Origin of the sequence: Streptomyces sp. NPDC017676 (assembly GCF_044329325.1) — a bacterium.
Lineage (GTDB): Bacteria > Actinomycetota > Actinomycetes > Streptomycetales > Streptomycetaceae > Streptomyces.
The window spans coordinates 1-19,663 of the sequence record NZ_JBIRJA010000021.1; the positions used below are offsets into that span (position 1 = coordinate 1).

Annotated in this window: 17 protein-coding genes; 6 read left to right on the top strand and 11 right to left on the bottom strand. The window is 72.5% G+C overall.

Translation table 11 applies throughout. The features are described from left to right. Positions 1–413: condensation domain-containing protein (locus ACH4LD_RS35690; RefSeq protein ID WP_398106209.1), on the bottom strand; the 413-nt coding region annotated here is incomplete at its 3' end. Positions 414–675: 262 nt separating this feature from the next. Between ACH4LD_RS35690 and ACH4LD_RS35695 the strand changes: the two genes are divergently transcribed. The 3 genes from ACH4LD_RS35695 (at position 676) to ACH4LD_RS35705 (ending at position 4,332) form a co-directional block, all read left to right on the top strand. After that, complete coding sequence (locus tag ACH4LD_RS35695) at positions 676–1,653, top strand: TauD/TfdA family dioxygenase (protein WP_398057370.1); 978 nt, start codon at positions 676–678, stop codon at positions 1,651–1,653. An 88-nt stretch (positions 1,654–1,741) separates the two neighbouring features. Continuing rightward, positions 1,742–3,583: an amino acid adenylation domain-containing protein gene (locus ACH4LD_RS35700; RefSeq protein WP_398057369.1), complete on the top strand. Its 1,842-nt coding sequence runs from the start codon at positions 1,742–1,744 to the stop codon at positions 3,581–3,583. Then, a complete protein-coding gene (locus tag ACH4LD_RS35705) occupies positions 3,580–4,332 on the top strand; it encodes a thioesterase II family protein (RefSeq protein ID WP_398057368.1) in 753 nt (250 codons plus the stop codon). The genes ACH4LD_RS35700 and ACH4LD_RS35705 overlap by 4 nt, the downstream gene beginning before the upstream one ends. On the opposite strand, the gene ACH4LD_RS35710 is transcribed toward ACH4LD_RS35705, so the two are convergent. The 3 genes from ACH4LD_RS35710 to ACH4LD_RS35720 all read right to left on the bottom strand — a co-directional run bounded on the left by ACH4LD_RS35710 (position 4,275) and on the right by ACH4LD_RS35720 (position 8,594). Beyond that, on the bottom strand, positions 4,275–7,337 hold the full coding sequence (locus tag ACH4LD_RS35710) for an AfsR/SARP family transcriptional regulator (RefSeq protein ID WP_398057367.1): 3,063 nt from the start codon (positions 7,335–7,337) through the stop codon (positions 4,275–4,277). The genes ACH4LD_RS35705 and ACH4LD_RS35710 overlap by 58 nt on opposite strands. Before the next feature lie 152 nt (positions 7,338–7,489). Continuing rightward, positions 7,490–8,179, bottom strand: a complete 690-nt coding sequence (locus ACH4LD_RS35715; protein ID WP_398057366.1) for a 4'-phosphopantetheinyl transferase family protein — start codon at positions 8,177–8,179, stop codon at positions 7,490–7,492. Positions 8,180–8,186: 7 nt separating this feature from the next. Next, the gene (locus ACH4LD_RS35720; protein WP_398057365.1) at positions 8,187–8,594 is read right to left on the bottom strand and encodes a helix-turn-helix transcriptional regulator; all 408 of its coding nucleotides are present in this window, start codon (positions 8,592–8,594) and stop codon (positions 8,187–8,189) included. Positions 8,595–9,269: 675 nt separating this feature from the next. Between ACH4LD_RS35720 and ACH4LD_RS35725 the strand changes: the two genes are divergently transcribed. Beyond that, a complete protein-coding gene (locus ACH4LD_RS35725; protein WP_258055506.1) occupies positions 9,270–9,509 on the top strand; it encodes a hypothetical protein in 240 nt (79 codons plus the stop codon). Between the two features lie 105 nt (positions 9,510–9,614). On the opposite strand, the gene ACH4LD_RS35730 is transcribed toward ACH4LD_RS35725, so the two are convergent. Then, positions 9,615–10,628 carry a DMT family transporter gene (locus tag ACH4LD_RS35730; RefSeq protein ID WP_398057364.1) on the bottom strand — a complete coding sequence of 338 codons (1,014 nt, stop codon included), beginning with the start codon at positions 10,626–10,628 and terminating at the stop codon, positions 9,615–9,617. Further along, entirely contained in the window at positions 10,625–11,230 is a 606-nt protein-coding gene (locus ACH4LD_RS35735) for a TetR/AcrR family transcriptional regulator (RefSeq protein WP_398057363.1), read from the bottom strand. Before ACH4LD_RS35735 ends, ACH4LD_RS35730 begins: the two co-directional genes overlap by 4 nt. 248 nt (positions 11,231–11,478) lie before the next feature. On the opposite strand from ACH4LD_RS35735, the gene ACH4LD_RS35740 reads away from it, so the two are divergent. Beyond that, on the top strand, positions 11,479–12,480 hold the full coding sequence (locus ACH4LD_RS35740; protein ID WP_398057372.1) for a hypothetical protein: 1,002 nt from the start codon (positions 11,479–11,481) through the stop codon (positions 12,478–12,480). Positions 12,481–12,700: 220 nt separating this feature from the next. Here the strand turns inward: ACH4LD_RS35740 and ACH4LD_RS35745 are convergent, their stop codons facing one another. From ACH4LD_RS35745 to ACH4LD_RS35760, 4 genes are all read right to left on the bottom strand, one after another. Next, a complete protein-coding gene (locus tag ACH4LD_RS35745) occupies positions 12,701–13,660 on the bottom strand; it encodes a hypothetical protein (protein ID WP_398057362.1) in 960 nt (319 codons plus the stop codon). Between the two features lie 83 nt (positions 13,661–13,743). Next, positions 13,744–14,820, bottom strand: a complete 1,077-nt coding sequence (locus tag ACH4LD_RS35750; RefSeq protein WP_398057361.1) for an aldo/keto reductase — start codon at positions 14,818–14,820, stop codon at positions 13,744–13,746. 79 nt (positions 14,821–14,899) lie between these two features. Further along, complete coding sequence (locus ACH4LD_RS35755) at positions 14,900–15,877, bottom strand: aldo/keto reductase (RefSeq protein WP_398057360.1); 978 nt, start codon at positions 15,875–15,877, stop codon at positions 14,900–14,902. A gap of 15 nt (positions 15,878–15,892) precedes the next feature. Beyond that, positions 15,893–17,107: an MFS transporter gene (locus ACH4LD_RS35760; protein ID WP_398057359.1), complete on the bottom strand. Its 1,215-nt coding sequence runs from the start codon at positions 17,105–17,107 to the stop codon at positions 15,893–15,895. Positions 17,108–17,496: 389 nt separating this feature from the next. Here ACH4LD_RS35760 and ACH4LD_RS35765 point away from each other — a divergent pair, with 389 nt between their 5' ends. Next, positions 17,497–18,474 carry an aldo/keto reductase gene (locus ACH4LD_RS35765; RefSeq protein WP_398057358.1) on the top strand — a complete coding sequence of 326 codons (978 nt, stop codon included), beginning with the start codon at positions 17,497–17,499 and terminating at the stop codon, positions 18,472–18,474. Between the two features lie 203 nt (positions 18,475–18,677). Here the strand turns inward: ACH4LD_RS35765 and ACH4LD_RS35770 are convergent, their stop codons facing one another. After that, positions 18,678–19,592, bottom strand: a complete 915-nt coding sequence (locus ACH4LD_RS35770; protein WP_398057357.1) for a helix-turn-helix domain-containing protein — start codon at positions 19,590–19,592, stop codon at positions 18,678–18,680. Positions 19,593–19,663: the final 71 nt, after the last annotated feature.

The window sequence follows — 19,663 nt, forward strand, 5'->3', positions numbered from 1 at the left end:
ACCGACCACCCGTCCACCGCAATGTGATGCAACACCACCAAAAACACATACTCATCCGGACCCACCACGAACAACCGCGCCCGCACCGGCAGATCCCGCTCCACATCGAACGCACGCCCCGCCTCCCGCGAAACCGCCTCACCCACCCCCGAAACACCACACTCCTCCACCACCAACTCCACAAAGGAATCCGCACCCTCCACCACCCACTGACACGGCACCCCGTCCACCACCGGAAACACCGTCCGCAACGACTCATGACGGCCCACCACATCCATCAACGCCGCCTGCAAAGCCCCCACATCCACCCGGCCCCGCAAACGAAACGCCACCGGACTGTTGTACGCCCCACTCGCCCCCTCGAACCGATTGACGAACCACAACCGCTGCTGACCAGGAGACAGGGGAATCATGGGTGTCACTCCCTCGAAAAGGGGCCGGGAGGCCGGGAAGAGAAGCGAAATGCCTGGGAAGAACGCGAGGGGCCGGGAAGAACGCGCTGTCGGCAACCGCTCGCATCCGCTCGCGCGGACAGCCTCTCCCGGTCGCTTCCGCATGCGATGTGCGGCCCATCAACACCGCGGCCACCGCGGCCCGGATCGGATGGAGATCCGGGTTCTGCACGATGACCGCGGTAGACCGCCGTGACGAACCATGCGAAGGAAGCCGACTCCCATGAACTCAGCTCCGACCGGGTCAGCGCCCGCCCCGGCGTCCTCCCTGCCGCTCCTGGTCTCCCCGCCGTCGCCCGGCACCGATCTGCTCGCCTGGACGTCCAGTGCGCGGGACCAGCTCCGGGCCGGCCTGCTGGAACACGGCGCGCTGCTGTTCCGTGGGTGGGCGGTGCCCTCTGTGGACGTGTTCGAGGCGTTCGTACGCTCGGCGGTCGGTGAGCCCCTGCCCTACGAGCTGCGTTCGTCCCCGCGTCACGCGGTCTCGAACAACGTCTACACGTCCACGGACCATCCGGCGGACCAGGCCATCTTCCTGCACAACGAGCAGTCGTACGGGCACACCTGGCCGGGTTTCATCGCCTTCCACTGTGTGACCGAGCCCGGCACCGGGGGCGCCACCCCGATCGCCGACCTGCGCCGGGTGACGCGCCGCATAGCGCCGGAGATCGTGGACCGGTTCGCCGACGGGTACCAGCTCGTGCGCCACTTCCACGAGGGGTTCGGCCTGTCGTGGCAGACGGCGTTCGGGTGCCGGACCGAGGAGGAGCTGGAAGAGGTCTGCCGGCGGCACGACATCCAGTGCGAGTGGCTCCCGGACGGTCTCCTGCGCACCCGCCAGCTGCGGCCGGTCATGGAGCCGCACCCGGTCACCGGTGAACGGCTCTGGTTCAATCACCTGACGTTCTTCCACCCGACGACGCTGGACCCCCGGGTGCAGGAGCATCTGCTGGCCGCGTTCCCCGCCGACCAGTTCCCCTACGACACACGCCACCACGACGGCTCACCGATCGACCCCGCGACCGTGGCCGCGCTCCGGGCCGCCTACGAGGCCGAGACCGTCAGCGTGCCCTGGCGCCGGGGCGACATCCTCCTGCTCGACAACATGCTCACCGCGCACGCCCGCGAGCCCTACACGGGGGAACGCGAGATCGTCGTCGCGATGGCGGCGCCGACCCACCGCGCCGGCGCGTTCCGCTAGGTCCTGCCGTGCGTGTCCGGAGTTCGTCCTGTCTCCCTCGATGCCTGCGCGGCGCGTCAGCGGACCGCCGTGTGAAAGGAGTTCGCCCATGAGCGGCATGAGTGGCGTCGTCCCTCAGCCGGCCGACGTGCTGGACCGCTTCCGCTCGGCCGTCGACCGGTGTCCGACGCGGATCGCCGTCGCGGCCTCGGACGGTGAGCTGGACTTCGCCCAGCTCGATCTGCGCACCCGCCGCCTCGCGGCGCGGCTGGGCGCCCGGGGAGCCGGGCGCGGCAGCCGCGTCGGTGTGTGCGTGGGCCGCGGCACCGGGCTGGTGGTGGCCCTGCTGGGTGTGTGGCGCGCCGGAGCGGCCTACGTACCCCTCGACCCCCGCTATCCCCGTCTGCGGCTGGAGCGGATGGCCGCCGAGGCACGGCTGGACCTGCTGATCACGGACGACGGTGCGGACCTCGCCCCGGAGGGTGTGCAGGTCGTCGCCCTGGACGAGGCGTGCACGCGGGAGCCCGAGGCGGACGGCCGGCCGGGTTCCGTGCCGTCGCCGCTCGACCCGGCGTACGTCCTGTTCACCTCCGGCTCCACCGGTACGCCGAAGGGTGTCGAAGTCACCCGGGGCGGCGTCGCGTCGCTGATCACGGCGCTGGAGCAGGCCGGTGCCTACGCCCCCCTGCCTCGCGTGGTCGCCTGGAACGCCAGCGTCGGCTTCGACGCCTCGGTGCAGCAGTGGACGCGTGTCTGCCGGGGCGACACCGTCGTCGTGCTGGACGACGAGGACCGCCTGCGACCCGAGCGCCTCGCGGACGTCCTGGAGCGCCGGCGGGTGGACGATCTGGATCTGACGCCCTCGCACTGGGAGATCCTGCGCGAGGTCCTGCTCACGCCCAGGGCCGACGGGCGCCGGCTCCGGCTGTTCATGGGCGGGGAGCCGGTGCCGCAGAGCACCTGGCGGGAGATCGCGGCCGCCACCGACCGGGGAGTCCTGGAGGCGCTGAACCTCTACGGCCCCACCGAGACGACCGTCGACGCCATCTCGGCCCCCATGACCGGCGACACCCCTACGATCGGCCGGGGGCTGCCGGGTGGCCGCGTCCACCTTCTCGACGACCGGCTGCGCCCCGTGCCGGACGGCGCCGCCGGCGAGATCTTCATCGCCGGGGACCGGGTGGCGAACGGGTACGCGGGCCACCCGGCGCTCACCGCCGCGTCCTTCGTGGCCGACCCCTTCGGCCCGCCCGGGACGCGCATGTACGCGAGCGGCGACCAGGCCCGCAGGAGAGCGGACGGCACGCTGGAGTACCTGGGGCGCCGTGACCGCCAGGAGAAGATACGTGGTTTCCGCGTGGAACTCGGCGAGGTGGAACGCGTCCTGGAGGGTCACCCCGACGTCACCACCGCCCACGCCGTGGTGCGCGGACGCGGCACGGCCCAGGCCCATCTGGTGCTGTACGCGACGACGGCCGGCTCCGCCGTCCCGGCCGGCGAACTGACGGCGTTCGCGGCCCGCGTGCTCCCCGACCACATGCTTCCGTCCGCCGTCGTGGTCCTGGAGCGGATGCCCCTCACCGTGAACGGGAAGATCGACGAAGCCGCCCTGCCGGAGCCCGCGAAGGCCGCGACGGACGGCGCGGAACAGCCGTCGGGTGTCGCCGAGGTGACGGCCCGGGTGTGGTCCGAGGTCCTCGGACGCGCGCGGATCCGGCCCGGCGACGACTTCTTCGCGCTGGGCGGCCATTCGCTGACCGCCCTCGCGGCCTTCAAGCGGCTCAGGGACGCCCTGGAGCTGCCCCTGTCGATCAGGGACATCTACCGGCACCCGAAGCTGGCCGACCTGATCGACCGCCTGGAGTCGCTGCGCGGCGAACACACCGGCGGACACACCGGCGGACAGAGCCGCGAACGGACCACCGCCGAGGAATCGGGAAGCACACTGTGAACGACACCGTCGTGGTACGCCCGTCCCGGTCCGAGGACGCGCGGCAGGACCTCGTCTGCCTCCCGTTCTGCGGAGGTGGCGCGGGCGCCTACGCGGGATGGGCGAACGCCATGCCCCCGGGGACCGACCTGGCGACGATCTGCTACCCCGGCCGGGACGGCCGCTACCTGGAGGAGTACGCCCGGGACTGGGACGCGCTGGCCGAGGACGTGCTCGCCGCGCTGGCCACCCTCACCGAGCGGCCGTACGTCCTGTTCGGGCACAGCCTCGGCGGCCTCCTGGCCCTCGACGTCACCGTCCGGCTGCTGGAACGGGACGTCCCGGCTCCCCGCTCACTCGTCCTGTCGGCCGTCGGCGCCCCGCGTCCCGGTCTGCCGGCCAAGGACATGTTCCCCGGCACCCCCTGGCTGGAGTCCTCCGACGAGGAGATCCTGGAGTGGATGCGGACCTTCGGCATCCTGCCCGGCTACGCGCTCGACGAACCGGACCTGAGGGACATGGCGGTGGAGATCATGCGCGCGGACATCCGGGTGCGGGACTCCTACACGTGTGAGCGGGACGTCACGGTCGACCTGCCGGTGCAGCTGCTGACCGGCCTGTCGGACACGGTGATCCCGCCGGACGCCGGTGAGCGGATGAAGAAGGTCGCCGTCGGCGGCTTCCGGCACGACCTGCTCCCCGGCGCGCACTTCTACACGCCGGGAGTCTGGAGCTCACTGCCGACGCGGATGGCCGGGCTGGACTGCTGACGCCGCCGGGCCCGGCCTCCTTCCTGCTCCCGCAGCTGCGCCTGTGCGGTGGTGGCCTCGGCCAGTCCGAGCCTCCGGAACTCCGCGAGCGCCTCGGCCGTACGGGCCGCCGCCTCGTCCCAGCGGCCCAGCGCGCCGAGCACCCTGCCGAGGATCAGCCGGGCCCGGCCGGTGTCCCGGCCGTCGCCCCGCTCACGGCACAGTTCCAGGCCGCGCACGGCGTGCGGCAGGGCCTGCTCCGGCCTGCCGAGGGCACGCAGGGTGTCGGCCAGGCGGGCGCGGCACATGCCCTCGCGGCTGGGGACGCCGGCCTCCGTGCAGATCTGCAGGCACTCCTCGAACGCGGACAGCGCCTCGCGGTGCCGGCCCAGTTCGTGGAGTGCCAGCCCGTGCACGTACAACCCGAACGAGAGGCCGGGAGCGTGGCCCTGGGATCGCAGCGGCCCGAGCGCGGCCCGGGCGGCGATCCGGGCCTCGTCCGGCCGGCCGTCGTGGAGCCGTGCCAGGGCCGCGTTGAGGCCGAACACCAGCTCACCGAGGCGGTGCCCGACCGCCCGGGCCAGCGCCGCCGCCTCGTCGTGACGCCGCCCGGCCTCCGCGTAGCGCTGCCGGAACTGGGAGATCAGCCCGAGGTCGTTGAGGACCTGGTGGATCAGCGCGGGCTTCCCGGCCCGGTGCAGCGCTCCGCGCGCGGCGAGCAGGTGCTCCTCGGCCGTGTCGAGCCGCAGGTTCTGCAGGTGCGCGTTGCCGCACACGAAACGGGCCCGGCCGGCCGTGAGATCGTCACCCGCGCGCTCGGCGGCGCCGGCGACCAGTTCGGCCGCGTCGGCGAGCTGGTCGTACGGGATCTCCCGGCCGAAGGCGCTCAGCAGGACGGCGAGGTCGGCGGCCGCCGCGAGGGCGCCCTCGTTCGCCGGTGTTCCGTGGGCGGCGGACCGGATCGCGTCGACGGCGGTCGCGAACTCCGAGTGGACCCAGGCGCGCGCGTCGGCGAGGCTCGCGAAGGCCGGGCGGAACGGCACGCTGGGCACCAGCAGATCGGCGACGGGATCACCGGGCAGGATCGCCTGGAAGGCCCGGTACGCGCCCGCTCGCAGATGGTCCATGAGCCGTTCGAAGGCCTCGACGCGCTCGTTCTCCTCCTCGGCCGGCAGTTCGGCGGCGAAGGAGCGGACCAGCTCGTGGAACCGGTAGGAGGCCGGCTGGGGCGATTCCAGCAGGGCCACGTCCACCAGTGACTCCAGCAGTTCCTCGGCCTGGCCCTCCGGGAGTCCGAGGACGGCACAGCCGGATTCCAGGCTGGTCGAGCGGGTCACGCAGGCGAGCAGCCGGAACGCCCTGGCCTGCGCGGGCGACAGCATGCGGTGGCTGAGCTCGAACGCGTTGGTGACGGCCAGGTCGCCGACCCGCAGCTCGGACAGCCGGCGGCGACTGTCCGCGAGCCGGTCGGCCAGCCGGCCGATGGACCACTGCGGGCGGGCCGCCAGCCGGACCGCGGCGATCCGCACGGCCAGGGGCAGCTGGCCGCACGCTGCGAGCAGCCGCTCGGCGCCGGCCGGTTCGGCGGCGACCCGCTCCGCGCCGACGACCCGGGTGAGCAGCTCCCACGCCTCCTCCCGGGTGAAGACGTCCAGGTCGACCTGGATGCCGATCGGAAGCCCGATCAGTTTGGTGCGGCTGGTGACGGCGACCGCGGAACCGGTCGAGCCGGGCAGCAGCGGCCGTACCTGCGCCGTGTCCCGCGCGTCGTCGAGCAGCAGCAGGACCCGGCGGTCGGCCAGCATGGTCCGCAGCAGCCGGGAGGCGCCGTCCTGGTCGGGCGGCAGATGGCTGCGGGGGACGCCGAGGGCGGTGAGGAAGCCGTCCAGGACCACTTTGGGGCGCTCGGGGTCGTCCGCGGTGCCGTAGAGATCGGCGTAGAGCTGACCGTCCGGGAACCTGGCCTTGACCTGATGGGCGAAGCGCAGGGCCAGCACCGACTTGCCCGCCCCGCCCATGCCCGTGATCGAGGCGATCACCGGGGTGTGCCCCTCACCGGCGTCCACGGCGGTCTCCAGGAGGCGGAGCGTGGCGTCCCTGCCGACGAAGTCGGGGATGCCGGAGGGGAGTTGCGCGGGTGTCGCGGTGAAGTCGGGGGTGTGGGGCGTGGGCGGCGTGTCGGTGGTGGCGGCCGGCACCACGGGAGCGGCACCCGCCCCCGGAGCGGCACCGGCCGCCGCCGGCGAGGCGGTGACCACGCGCTCCCGCGCCTTGCCGGCCGCCGGCCCGCCCCCCGGCCGGGCGGGCGCCTCCATGGTGTCGGCGAGGATACGGACGTGCAGGTCACGCAACTCGCCGCTGGGTTCGATGCCCAGCTCCGCGCGCAGCCGCTCGCGCACCTGCCGGTAGACGGTGAGGGCGTCGGACCGCCGTCCGGCCTCGTACAGCGCGCGCATCAGCAGCTCGTACGGGCCTTCCCGCAGCGGGCTCTCCGCGCTGAGCGCGGTCAGGCCGGGGATGACCGAGGACGCGTTCCCCTCCGCCAGTTCGGCCTTGAAGAGTTCCTCACGCACGGCGAAGTGCAGCTCCTCCAGCCTGCTGCGCTGCTGTTCCGCGAACGGACCCGGCACCCCGGCCAGCGGTACTCCCTGCCACAGGGCGAGGGCTTCCAGCAGTGTGCGCCGCTGGTCCGTGAAGTTCCGTTCGCGGCGCAGCTCCTCGGCGCGGGACAGGAGCAGTTCCGCCCGCAGCGCGTCCACGGCCGCCGGCTCGACGTCCAGCCGGTAGCCGTCGGCGACGGACACGAGGCTGTCCCGGGCTCCGACGGCCTCCAGGATCCGGCGCAGGCGCCAGATGTTGGTGCGCAGGACGGTGATGACGCTGGAGGGGGGCGCGTCGCCCCACACCGCGTCGACCAGTCCGTCCGCGGTGACCAGCCGCCCGGCGCGCAGGAGCAGCACGGCCAGTACGGCCTGCTGTTGCGGCGAGCCGGCGCGCCGCCAGTGGTCACCGTTCCCGAACTGCACTGTGCCAAGGACACGGAAAGTGACGTTCGGCTGCATACAACTCTTCCCGCCTGCTGATGGTGCTCGGTCGATTCGTCCCGGGCCGCGCGCCCGGGCAGTGGGTGTGTGCGGTGTGGTGCGCGGCGGCCGGGCGCCGGCGCCGCGCCGTGGGGTCATGGAGGGCCGACGAGGTGCTCCGCCCGCCGCAGGAGCAGGCGGGCCGGGCGGTCGTGCGCGTAGCAGACGGCCGCGGCGTGGCCGGGTGCGGCGTCCACGCTGGTGGTCGTCCAGCCGGGCGGTGCCGGGGCGCGGCCGGTCTCACCGGTGTAGTCGGCGGCGAGGTCGCGTGTCAGGCCGGTGCCCAGGGCCTTGAGGTAGGCCTCCTTGCGCGTCCAGAGCCGGGCGAGGGCGGCGGGTCGCCGCGGTGCGGGCACCGCGGCCAGATCCTGCCGTTCGCCGGGATGGAGGAGCCTGCTCAGCCTGTCCACCGTGCCGGGTTCCGGGCACGGCTCGACGTCGACGCCGAGGGGGACGCCGGCGAGTCCGACCATGACCAGGTGTCCGCCGTGCGACAGGGAGAAGTGGACGCCGGTGCGCGGGTCGTCGAGCACCGGGCGGCCGTGCGGTCCGCCGCAGCCGGCGCACGCCAGCCGCGCGAACCGCACCTCCCGCGGGGCCCGGCCGGTCCGTCCGCCGAGCAGGTGGCGCAGGAGGACGTGGGCGGCGAGGTAGCGCACCCGGTCCGCGGGCCGCAGGAAGGCGTCGGCGCGCTCGCGCTCGGCGGCGTCGAGCACCTGGAGGTCGAGTGCGTCCTCGCGCGCCCCGGTGACATCCGCCAGCCATGCCTCGATGACGATCCCCATGCCGGTCTCATCCCGCGTCCGTGCTGTCGCGCGGGTGGGCCGGCGGACGGGGCGTCAGGGAGAGGGGCTTCTCGGGCCGCGCCACGGTGCCGCGAAGGGCTGGTCCGCGCGCCGTGTGGACGCGGAGCGGGTTGTCCCGCGGCTGCATCCGCGTGCCCAGGGCCACGCCGAGCTGGAAGCGGTTGTCGACGCCGAGGCGGTCCATGAGGCTTCTGAGGATGTTGGTCACCGTGCGTGAACTGATACCGAGCCGGCCGGCCGCGCTGGCGTCCGTGTGCCCGGCGAGCAGGAGATGGATGAGCATGCGCTGTCGTTCGTCCAGCGGCAGGTGAAGCGTGGATCTCGGTTCCGTCCTGCTGCTGCGCGGACGGAGATCTGGCCGCAGGCTCGGCTTATCCTTCACCAGGACTCCCATGCGTCGTCAGGTCCTAGTGCGAGTCCGCCGGCGGTGCCGGGCGGAGTGTTCCGGCTCCGTCGGGGACGGCGCCGGATCGCACGGGACCGAGGTTCGCAGGGCTCGATCTGTGGGTGGTCGCCGCCGGGTCAACGCGGAACACACGGTCCGGTCCCGCACCGGCCCGTCCGCGCGCGGCACGGGTCCACGCCCGGTCGTGGCGGCACGGCGTCCGCGTCACCGCCCGGCCGTCTCCGTGAGCGACAGGGGTGCGGTGGCGTTATCGGAGCAGCGGCGCGAAGACCGTCCGTTCGTGGTCGCGCTCGCCCAGGGTCTCCGGGCAGTGCACGACATTGCGCCGCTCATCGCGGATGAGGGCCGCGCGGCCGGCGCTCGGTGGACAGCGCCCGCCGGATGGCGTCCGGTCCCCGCACGGCCGGCAGCGGCACGGGGCCCTCGCAGAGGTAGGCCAGGGTCGGCCCGCCGTCCGGCTCGTCGCGCTCCACAGCGCTCGGGCAGGGCGCCGCCGATCCTCGGCACGTGTGCCTCCTCTGTATGCCGGCCACCTGCTTGACCCCTGGATGGTGCCGCACGGCCGCGAAGCCGGAAAGCCCGGTGTTCCGCCCGGCAGAATCGCCCGCCGGTCCTCCGAGCCGCTGACGGGCGTCCCGGTGATGCTGTGCATAGCATCCTTGTGTGACAGACATTCCGGACGAATTGGTCGAGCTGGAGCGTTCCTGCGAAGCGGAGCGTGCGAAGCTGGCCGGCCTGTGCGGTGCGGAGTACGACGCCCAGTGGCGGGCGTGGCGAGGGGCGGCCGAGGCGTTCCAGACCGCCCTGACGGCATATGCGACGCGCGAGGGCGGGTCGCGGTACGAGCTGGAGCAGTCCGTGAAGACGGCGGTCCGGCGCACGCAGGAGGACCCGGCGCCGTAGCCGCACGGGACCGCACGGCCCGACGCCCTACGCCGTAGCCGCACGCGACGGTCGCCGCACGCCCCCCCCCCGGCGCCGCGGGTTCACTGCCGTACGCCGAACCGCTCAGTCCGCCGCCTGGTCGTGGGTCAGGCTGAGGCCGGCCGTGACCGGCGGTGCTTCCTCGGGGGCCGTTCCGGGCGGGCCCTCGGACTGCTTCCGCCGGCGGGGGGCGGCGGTGAGGACCGCGAGGCAGGCGATGACCAGTGCTGTCCCCGCCCAGCCCGCCGCGGGGAGGCGTTCGCCGACGACCAGGACGGCGAGTACGGCCGCGACGGCCGGTTCCAGCAGGGAGAGCGTGGTGGCGGTGCTGGCGGGTACGTGCGCGAGGCCCCAGCCGAACAGGACGTAGCCGGTGAACATGGGGACGAGGGCCATATACGTGCCGACCGCCGCGTTGGACCAGGAGCTGACGAGCGGCGCGCCGGTGGCCAGGAGGACGGGCAGGAGGAGCAGCCCGCCGAGTCCGAAGACGGCGCCCATCGCCGCGCGGGAGGGGATCCGGCGGGTGATGAGCCGGTGGGCCGCCCAGGAGTAGAGGGCGTAGGTGGCGGCGGCGACCAGGCCGAGGCCCACGCCGAGCAGCGTGGCGGCCATGGACGCCCGGCCCGTGCCGTCGCCCGCGGGCGCGGCCTCGGCGACGCACAGCAAGGCGGTGCCGAGCAGGCCCAGCGCGGCGGCCGTCGTCCAGCGGCGGGTGAGCCGGTGGCCGTCCACCACGCGTTCGACCAGGGCCGAGGCGAGCGGGGCGGTGCCGAGGGACACCACGGTGCCCACGGCGACTCCGGCCAGGCGCATCGAGGTGTAGAAAGCCAGGGGGTACACCGCGACGCAGACGGCGCCGAGCAGCACCGTGCCGCGCCGCTCGCGCAGCCGGGGTGCGTGGCGGGCGATCCCCGGGGCGGCGACGAGGGCCTGCAGAAGCCCGCCCAGGCCCATGGCGACGGCGCCGATGGCGAGCGGGCCGACCCGCGGGGCGAAGGTGGCGGCCGTACCCGTCGTACCCCACAGGACGGAGGCCGCCAGCACGCACAGCGCCCCTGTGCCGGCGGACCGGCCGGGTCCGGTGGGCCGGCTCACAGCCGGTCCAGCAGGGTGGCCGCCATGGCGCGGGCGTGCCGGAGGCGGTCGCCGTCGCCCTCCAGACCGGCGCGGGCCATCGCGCCCTCCAGGAGGAACGCGAGGTGCTCGGCCGTCGCCCGGGCCTCGTCGGGCCGTTCGGGCAGCAGCTCCTCCAGGTGTCCGGCGATCAGCCGCTCGACTTCCTCCTTGTGGGTGCGCACCACGGCACGGCCCTCGTCGCCGGCCGGCAGCTCGGCTGCGGCGTTGAGCAGCCCGCAGCCGCGGAAGCCGTGCTCGTAGGCGAAGGCCGCGTGGTCGGCGTAGGCGTCGAAGACCGCCAGCACGCCGTCGCGCGGGCCGCCGGCGTGCTCCAGCCGGGCCCGGTACAGGCCGAGCCACTCCTCGTGCCGGGCGTCCAGGTAGGCCCTGACCAGGTCGGCCTTGGAGGAGAAGTTGTTGTAGAGGCTCATCTTCGCCACGCCGGCCTCGGTGGTGATCGTGTCGATGCCGGTCGCCGCCACGCCGTCGGCGTAGAAGCGGCGGGCCGCCGCCGCGAGGAGGCGTTCGCGGGCCGGGCGCCGCCGCGCGCCGTCCGTCGTCTTCAGGGGGTTCTCGGTCATCGCGGTCCAAACTAGGTAGGTCGGTCTACCCAGAGTAGGCCATCCGCGTGAAGTCACCGCGGACCAGCAGAACCGTGCCGGTGAGAAAGGGTCCTACCCGTACAACCCTGTGGGCAGGTTGTGAGTCTTCTCATCGATCACATGGTGATCGGAGCCACGAGGAGACCATCATCAACGCCATACGCAAGACCCTGACCGCCACCGCCGTCGTCGGTGCCGTACTCGCCGGTTCCGCCGCCTGCGGAACGGTGGAGCAGCTGTCCGCCGGCAAGAAGCTCGACCGGGCCTTCGAGAAGCTGGGCGAGAAGAACAGGCTCTCCTTCGAGCTCGACGTGGACACCGACGCGGCGACCCTCAAGGCGCTGGACGCCGAGTCCGACCCCGCGCCCGGTGAGGAGATCCCGGACGAGGCCGCCAAGCTGATCAGCGACGCGAAGATCACCGTGACCGTGGAGTCGAAGAAGCCGCTCGCCGAGTCCGGCGAGAAGGACCTCGTGGGTACGGCCATGAAGGTCAGCACCCCGGACGGCGACCTCGCCGAGTACCGGATGATCGGCGACTACGTCTACGTGCGTGTCGACATGGACGCCATGGGCAAGCTGTCGGGCAGCCCCGTACCGTCCGCCGACGACCTGCCGCCGGAGGCCGGGGCGTTCAAGGCCGTTCTTGAGGGCAAGTGGGTCAAGTTCAGCACCAAGGAGATGGACAAGGCCGCCGCCGAGGGCGAGAAGGGCGGGGGCGGTCCCGCGCCCGCGCCGTCCCTCGACGCCAAGACGCAGAAGAAGCTGGTGCAGTCGCTCCGCGAGGTCGTCGCCCGCGAGGTGCGCTTCAAGACGGCCGGCGGTGGCGACGGGACCGAGCACGTCACCGCGACGGCGCCCTTCCGCAAGCTGGTCACCGAGCTGTTCGGCGAGCTGCGGCCGCTGGCGAAGGACCTGCCGCCGGGCATGGAGCTGCCGACGGACAAGGACCTGAAGGACGCGCCCAACGCCAAGGTGACGGCGGACTTCACCCTCAGGAACGGCGAACTGTCCCAGGTGGACGTGGACCTCGCCAAGCTGGCCGAGACCGCCAAGGTCAAGAAGCTGGGCCTGAGGCTGCGGATGAGCGAGGGCACCAGGCCCACCGCTCCGGCCGGTGCCACGAAGCTCGACCTGGGCGACGTCATGAACGGCTTCCTCGGCGGGCCGCCGATGGGCGACCCCGACATCGACATGAGCGGTCTCGACCAGGACTTCCCGAAGGACTAGTTCTGAGGTCCTGCTCGGCGGCCGGGCCGTAGTGGTCCGGTGGTGTGGTGCGGGGCCGGCTTCACCGGCGGGGTGATGCCGGCCTCGGCGGGCTCGCGTGACCGCCGTACCCGACGGACACAGCAAGCACGGTCTCAGTCTGCGCACTGCGACCGTGCTTGCTGCCGTCCGCGACCGGACTCGGCGGCCAGGAACGTCCCGCCGGCCCTTTCACCCACCGTCAGTGTCGACCGTGCAGCCGCGCGCCGACGACGTTCGGGTCGACGGCGGTGAAGTAGGCGGCGTCCGTGACGTACACCCGGTCGCCGCGCACGGCGACGGCCGTGGGGTTCTGCAACCCGTCGGCGGCGGTGAGGACGGTGCGGTGGGAGCCGTCCCCGCGGACCAGCTCGACCTCGTTGCCGGGGTTGGTGGAGACGAGGGCGTCGTCGCCGTGTCCGGTGAAGTCGAAGTCGTCGACCGGGCCCAGCCCGTCCGCCACGAGGTGGACCCGGCCGGCCGTGCCGTCGTGGCGGACCGGTATGCGCAGCAGCGTGCCCCGGTCGAAGTTGCCGACCCATACGGCGCCGTGGCGCGCCTTCAGCCCGTTGGCGCCGAACTTGCCCGGCGTGGCGGACAGTTCGGGAGCCTGTGACCAGACCGTGGCGGTGCCGCCGCCCAGGGGGACGCGCCACACCGCGCCGAGGGCGGAGTCGCTGACGTACAGCCGGCCGCGGTACAGGGCGAGGCCGTTGGGCACGGCGGCGGCCGGCAGGGCGGCCACCCGGCGCGGGGCGCCGTGCCGGGGCAGCTGCCAGACTCCCGTCAGGGCGTCGGTGCCGGCGGCGTAGGTGACGTACCGCGTGCCGTCCGGTGCCACGACGACGCCGCCCACGAAGGCCCGGCCGATGAGCGGAACGTCGGTTCCCTCGGGCGGGGCGGGCAGGGTGGCCAGCGTGGTCAGGTGTCCGTCGGGGGTCAGCCGCTCGACGTTGCGGGCGAAGGACATCGTCAGGTCGAGGGAGCCGTCGCGTTCGACGGTCAGGTTCTCGGGCTGCTCACCGGCCGCCAGGTCCAGGTGCCTGATCGTGTGGACGTCGGTCAGCGCCGGGTCCGCGGCCAGCGCCTGGCCGCCCAGAGCCGCCAGCGAGACGGCCAGCGCGGTGACCGTGAGCAGCGAGGTGGTGGTACTGCGTTTCACGATTGCCTTTCGTCGGGATCGGGGTGGTCGTGTGGAGGCACCCGGGGGCCGTCGTGGTGACGCCGGCGGGTGGGTGTCTCGGTTCAGGGCTGGTGGCGGGTGGTGACGCGGGCGCCGCCGAAGATGAGGTCCTGGACCATGGGGGTGGAGACGAAGCCGTACGGGAAGACGGGCTCGGGGCAGCTGACGGCGTCCAGGCGTGCGATGTGTTCCTGGTCGAGGACGACGTCGAGGGCTCCGAGGTTGTCCTCCAGCTGGCGCACGGTGCGCGCGCCGAGGACCGGGGAGACGACGGCCGGGTTGAGCAGGGTCCAGGCCAGTGCGACCTGGGCCGGGGTGGCGCCCACCTGGGTGGCGACCTCCTTGACCGCCTCGGCGATGGTCACGCCGCGCTCGGTGAGGTTGCCGGAGGCGGCGATCACTCCCTTGCGAGAGCCGGACGCGGAGTTCTGCTCCTCCTGCCCGGTCAGGTCGGCGCGGCTGTACTTGCCGGTGAGCAGCCCGCCGCCGAGCGCGGACCAGGGCAGTACGCCCAGTCCCAGCTCGCGTGCCATCGGGATCAGCTCGTGCTCCACGGTCCGCTGGATGAGGCTGTACTCGATCTGCAACGCGATCAGGGGTGTCCAGCCGCGCAGGTCGGCGAGCGTCTGCATGGCGGAGATCCGCCAGGCCGGGGTGTTGGAGATGCCGATGTAGCTGACCTTGCCGCTGCGTACCAGGTCGTCCAGGCCCCGCATGACCTCCTCGTGCGGGGTGGTGTGGTCCCAGCCGTGCAGGTAGAACAGGTCGATGTGGTCGGTGCCGAGGTTGCGCAGGCTGGTCTCCAGCGACCGCACCATGTTCAGGCGGTGGTTGCCGCCCGAGTTCGGGTTCCCCCGCTCACGGGCCATGGTGTACTTCGTGGCGATGACGACCTTGTCCCGCTTGTCCTTGACGAACTGCCCGAGGAGGCGCTCCGCGGAGCCGTCGGTGTAGTTGACGGACGTGTCGAGGAAGTTGCCGCCCCGGTCGACGTACAGGTCGAAGATGCGGCGGGCCTCGTCGGCCCCAGCGCCCCAGCCCCAGTCGTCACCGAAGGTCATGTTGCCCAGGGACAGGGGGGAGACACGAAGACCCGAACGCCCCAGAAGACGGTAGTCGGACAGGGAGTCAGTGCTCATGGAATGCTCTCTCAGTGGACTCTGATGTTCAGTGGTGTGCGGTGTTCGGTGGTGCCCGGTGGACGGTGTGACCGCTGGTTCACCGGTCGATGGCGGTCATGCTCGCCTCGCCGTAGCGCTCACCCGCGGCACCGCCGAGGGCACCGAGCCGGATCAACTGGGCGCTGCTGAGGCGGAGATCGTCCGCGTCGGCGTTCTCCTCGGCCCGGTCCACCCGCTTCGTGCCGGGAATCGGGACGACGTCGTCGCCCTGCGCCAGCAGCCAGGCCAGGGCGACCTGGGCGGAGGTGGCGCCGATCTCCTCGGCCACGGCGGCGACCTCGTCGGCGATCCGCAGGTTCGTGGCGAGGTTGGCGTCGGCGAACCGGGGAATGGTCCGCCGGAAGTCGTCCTTGTCGAGCTGGTCCGCACGGCGGACGGCACCCGCGAGGAATCCGCGTCCGAGCGGCGAGTAGGGGACGAGCCCGATGCCCAGCTCGCGCAGGACGGGAAGGACCTCCGCCTCGACGTCCCGCGTCCACAGCGAGTACTCCGTCTGTACGGCGGTGATCGGGTGGACGGCGTGAGCGCGTCGGATGGTCTGCGCGGAGGCCTCCGACAGGCCGATGTGGCGGACCTTGCCCTCCTCGACCAGTTCCTTCAGCGCGCCCACGGTCTCCTCGATCGGCACGTTCGGGTCGACGCGGTGCTGGTAGTACAGATCGATCCGGTCCGTGGCCAGGCGACGCAGCGATCCCTCCACCGCCAGCCGGATGTTGGCGGGCGTGCTGTCCAGTTGTCCCGTGCTGTCGGCACGATAGGACGCGAGACCGAACTTGGTGGCGAGAACGACGTCGTCCCGGCGGCCGGCGAGCGCTCGTCCCACCAGTTCCTCATTGGTGTGCGGGCCGTAGACGTCCGCCGTGTCGAGCAGGGTGATGCCGAGGTCCAGCGCGCGGTGGATGGTGCGCACGGATTCCCGGTCGTCGGTTCCCGCGCCCGTGTAGTAGGCGGACATGCCCATGCAACCCAGACCGATACGGGCGACATCGAGTCCCGCGAGCTTGGTGTGCCTCATGTCTTTCTCCTGACTTCACTTCGCTTGTGCTGTTTCCGCTGCCATGAGGGTGCGCGTTCGTGCCCAGACGAGCGCGCCGAGTACGGACAGACCGGCTCCCGTCCAGCAGATCGCGCTCCAGCCGCCGACCGCCCACAGCGCGGTCGCGACGGTCGACCCCAGGGCGCCACCGCAGAAGTTGCCGCAGACGTACACGGTGTTGACGCGGCTGCGCGCTTCCGGTGACAGCGCCAGGACGCGCGCCTGGTTCAGGATGTTGCGGGACTGGGTGGCCACGTCCAGGGCGAGGATCGAGACGACCAGCCAGACGAAGTCGTGCGCGCCGGCCAGCCCGCTGAGCCAGGCCGTGATCGCCAGCGCCCAGGACCAGCCGGTCACGGGCACGGACCAGCCCCGGTCATGAAGGCGCCCGGACCCCTGTGCCGCCAGCGATCCCACCAGCCCGACGACCCCGAGCAGACCGATCCGGGCCGTGGACCAGTCGTGGGGCGGACCGCTGAGCAGAAAGGTGAGCGCGGTCCAGAACATGGTGAAGGTGGCGAAGCCGATCGATCCGAAAGCGACCGCCACACGCAGCACGGGCTCCTTGAGCAGGGACGCCGTGGAGCGCAGCAACTGTCGGTACGGCACCGTCGTCCTGGCCGGCAGCGAGGGGGTCACCCGGTACAGGACCGCTGCCAGCACCACCATGACACACGCGGCGACGACGTACACGGCACGCCATCCGGCCGCTTCCGCGATCAGCCCGCTGACGACCCGGGCCACCAGGATGCCGGTCACGAGACCGCTGACCACGACGCCCACCACGCGCCCCCGGTCGGCGTCGGCCGCCAGGTCGCCCGCGAACGCGACCAGCACCTGCCCGGACACGGTCGTCACGCCCATGGCGACGAACGCCGCGGCCAGCACGGGGACGCCGGGCGCGACCGAGCAGATCGCGAGCGCGGTCGCGCACGCGACCATCAGGGACGGTACGAGCCGGCGCCGGTCCCGGCGATCACCGAGGGGGACCAGGAGCACGATCCCGAGCGCGTACCCGACTTGGACCGCGGTGACCAGCAACCCGGTGGAGCCTTCACTGACGTGCAGCGAATCCGCGATGTCCCCCAGCAGAGGCTGCGCGTAGTACAGGTTGCCGACCGCGGCACCACCCGCCACGGCGAACAACAGAGTCAGGACACGATTCATCCGGGTCCCAGCTGTGGTGCTGAGTTCCTTACTGAGTGCCACGCTGACGACTCCTTGATGTCATGTGTGAGGACGGACGCTCCTCTCACTGCCAACACTGTGAAGTCTGATGCGGTCGACATCCGTCAACCAGGACGCAGGTTTCCCTGGGTGTGGCGCACCGTGGATCACCACCGCCGATCCGCATACCGTGCGCACCGCGGCATCAGCGGTCACCGCGGTGCCGGGGGCTTCCCCGGGGACGTGTCCGGTTCACCAGCCGTGGTCGTGGGGACATCCCGACCGCGCACTGTACGGAACGCCTGACAGCGCCCCGTCTCGTGGTCCGCAAGGCTGGAGACCCTGGCACCGCGGGCAGGGCCACGAGCCGGCCGCCTGTCCGAGTGGAGCCTTCCCCCCGGGGGGGCACTCACTGGCAAGGAAAGGACTCGATGATGAAATCAGTGGCACTCGGTGCGATGACGGTGTCGGCCCAGGGGCTCGGCTGCATGGGCATGAGCGAGTACTACGGGCCGACCGACTGGGACGAGTCGATCACCACGATCCATCGTGCGATCGACCTGGGCATCACCCTCTTCGACACCGCCGACCAGTACGGCAGCGGTCACAACGAGGTTCTGCTCGGCCGCGGCGTCGCCGGGCGTCGCGACGACGTCCGCATCGCGACGAAGTTCGGCATCGACCGCAGTTCCGGGGACGACGCGCGGACCTTCCGCGGGGACGCGGCGTACGTCAAGCGCTCCGCCGAGGCGTCCCTGACCCGGCTGGGCATCGACGTCATCGACCTGTACTACCTGCACCGGCCACCGCAGAACGCCGAGATCGAGGAGACGGTGGGCGCCATGGCCGACCTCGTGAAGGCCGGCAAGGTGCGCCACCTCGGCCTGTCCGAGGTGGACGCGGACCTGCTGCGCCGGGCACACGCCGTGCACCCCATCACCGCCGTGCAGAGCGAGTACTCACTGTGGACACGCGACGTCGAAGCGGTGACCCCGGTCATGGCCGAGCTGGGCGTCGGTCTGGTGCCGTACTCGCCCCTCGGCCGGGGATTCCTGACCGGCACGTTCGACCCCGAGGCCATCACCGCGGACGACGTCCGCGCGCGCAACGCGCGGTTCGGAGGCAACGACTACCAGGCCAACCTCCGCATCGCCGACACCGTGCGCGAGATCGCCGCGGAGCGCGGCCTGGCGCCCGCGCAGGTAGCCCTGGCCTGGGTCTCCGCCCAGTCCGAGCGGCTGGGCGTGCCGATCGTGCCGATCCCCGGCACCAAGCGGGTGCGCTGGCTGGAGCAGAACGCCGCCGCCGTCGACGTGGTCCTGGACGACGACGCCCTCGACCGGCTGCAACCGCTCGACCAGCTCGTGCACGGCAGCAGGCTCCTGTCCCACGGCCCCCGCACGAACTGAGCCGTGTCGGAGCCGACGCCACGGGGCGGCAGACGGGAGGAGGAACGATGAGCAGGTCCTGCGCGGCCGGGGCGGCCCGGCACGCGGCGGCACCGCCGGCCGGGGCACTCGCCCGCGGGCATACGACCGCGGACCACCCGGACCCCGGTCACCGCGCGGTCCTCACCCTCTCCGCCGGCGCGGCTCCGCATGGGCACGACAGGTCAGGCGAACGGACCGGAGGGCGGTTCGGCGGTCCTCTCCTCGCTGCCGGACCGGGGCCGGCCGGAACCGGAGGGCCGCTCTCCGGGCCGGGGGGCGGCACTGAGGCTGCCGAGGATGGCGAGCCGGTCGCGCGTGCTCGTCTCCGGCCGCGCCCGGTAGACCTTGACCAGCAGGTCAGGGGAGGCACTGGGCCGGAGCGTCTCGTAGGCGAGGTCCAGGTCGCCGACCAGCGGATGCCGCAGCAGCAGCGTGCCCGACGTCTTCTCGCGCACCTCCGCCCGCCGCCAGTGGCGGGTGAAGTCCTCGCTGTGCAGCGTGAGCTCGCCGACGAGGGACCTCAGTTCGGGGTCGCCGAGGCGATGACTGGCGGCGGCCCGCAGTGAGGCGACGGTGGAGGCCGCGACCGTCTCCCAGTCACGGAAGAAGGTGCGGGAGGCGTCATCGATGAAGAGCAGGCGGGCCAGGTTGTCCCGGTGCGGGTGACCGTCGTAGAGGGCGGCACCGAGCGCGTTCGCCGCGACCACGTTCATGCAGCGGTCCGTGACGATGGCCGGATGGGCGCTCCAGTCGTCCAGCAGGGCCAGCAGATTGGGCCCGGGCTCCCGGTCGGCGGGCCCGGCGGACTCGCCGACCGCATCGGGGGAGGCGAGGGCGAAGAGGTAACGCTGGGCGTCGGGATTCAGTTGCAGCACTCTGGCCAGCGCTTTCAGCACGCTGGGCGAGGGGTGCCGCTCCCGGCCCTGCTCCAGCCGTGCGTAGTAGTCGGCGCTGAGGCCGGCGAGTGCGGCGACCTCCTCACGGCGCAGTCCTGGTACCCGCCGGTAACCGGTGCCTTCCATGAGTCCGGCCTGCGCCGGGGTGATCCGGGCACGCCTGGCCTTGAGGTACTGCCCCAGCTCGTTGCGCTCCTTCATGCCGTCCAGGCTAGACGCCGCATTCCCGGTCAGGGAGGTCGTGGCACACCCTGGAAGCCTCCCGAGTCAGT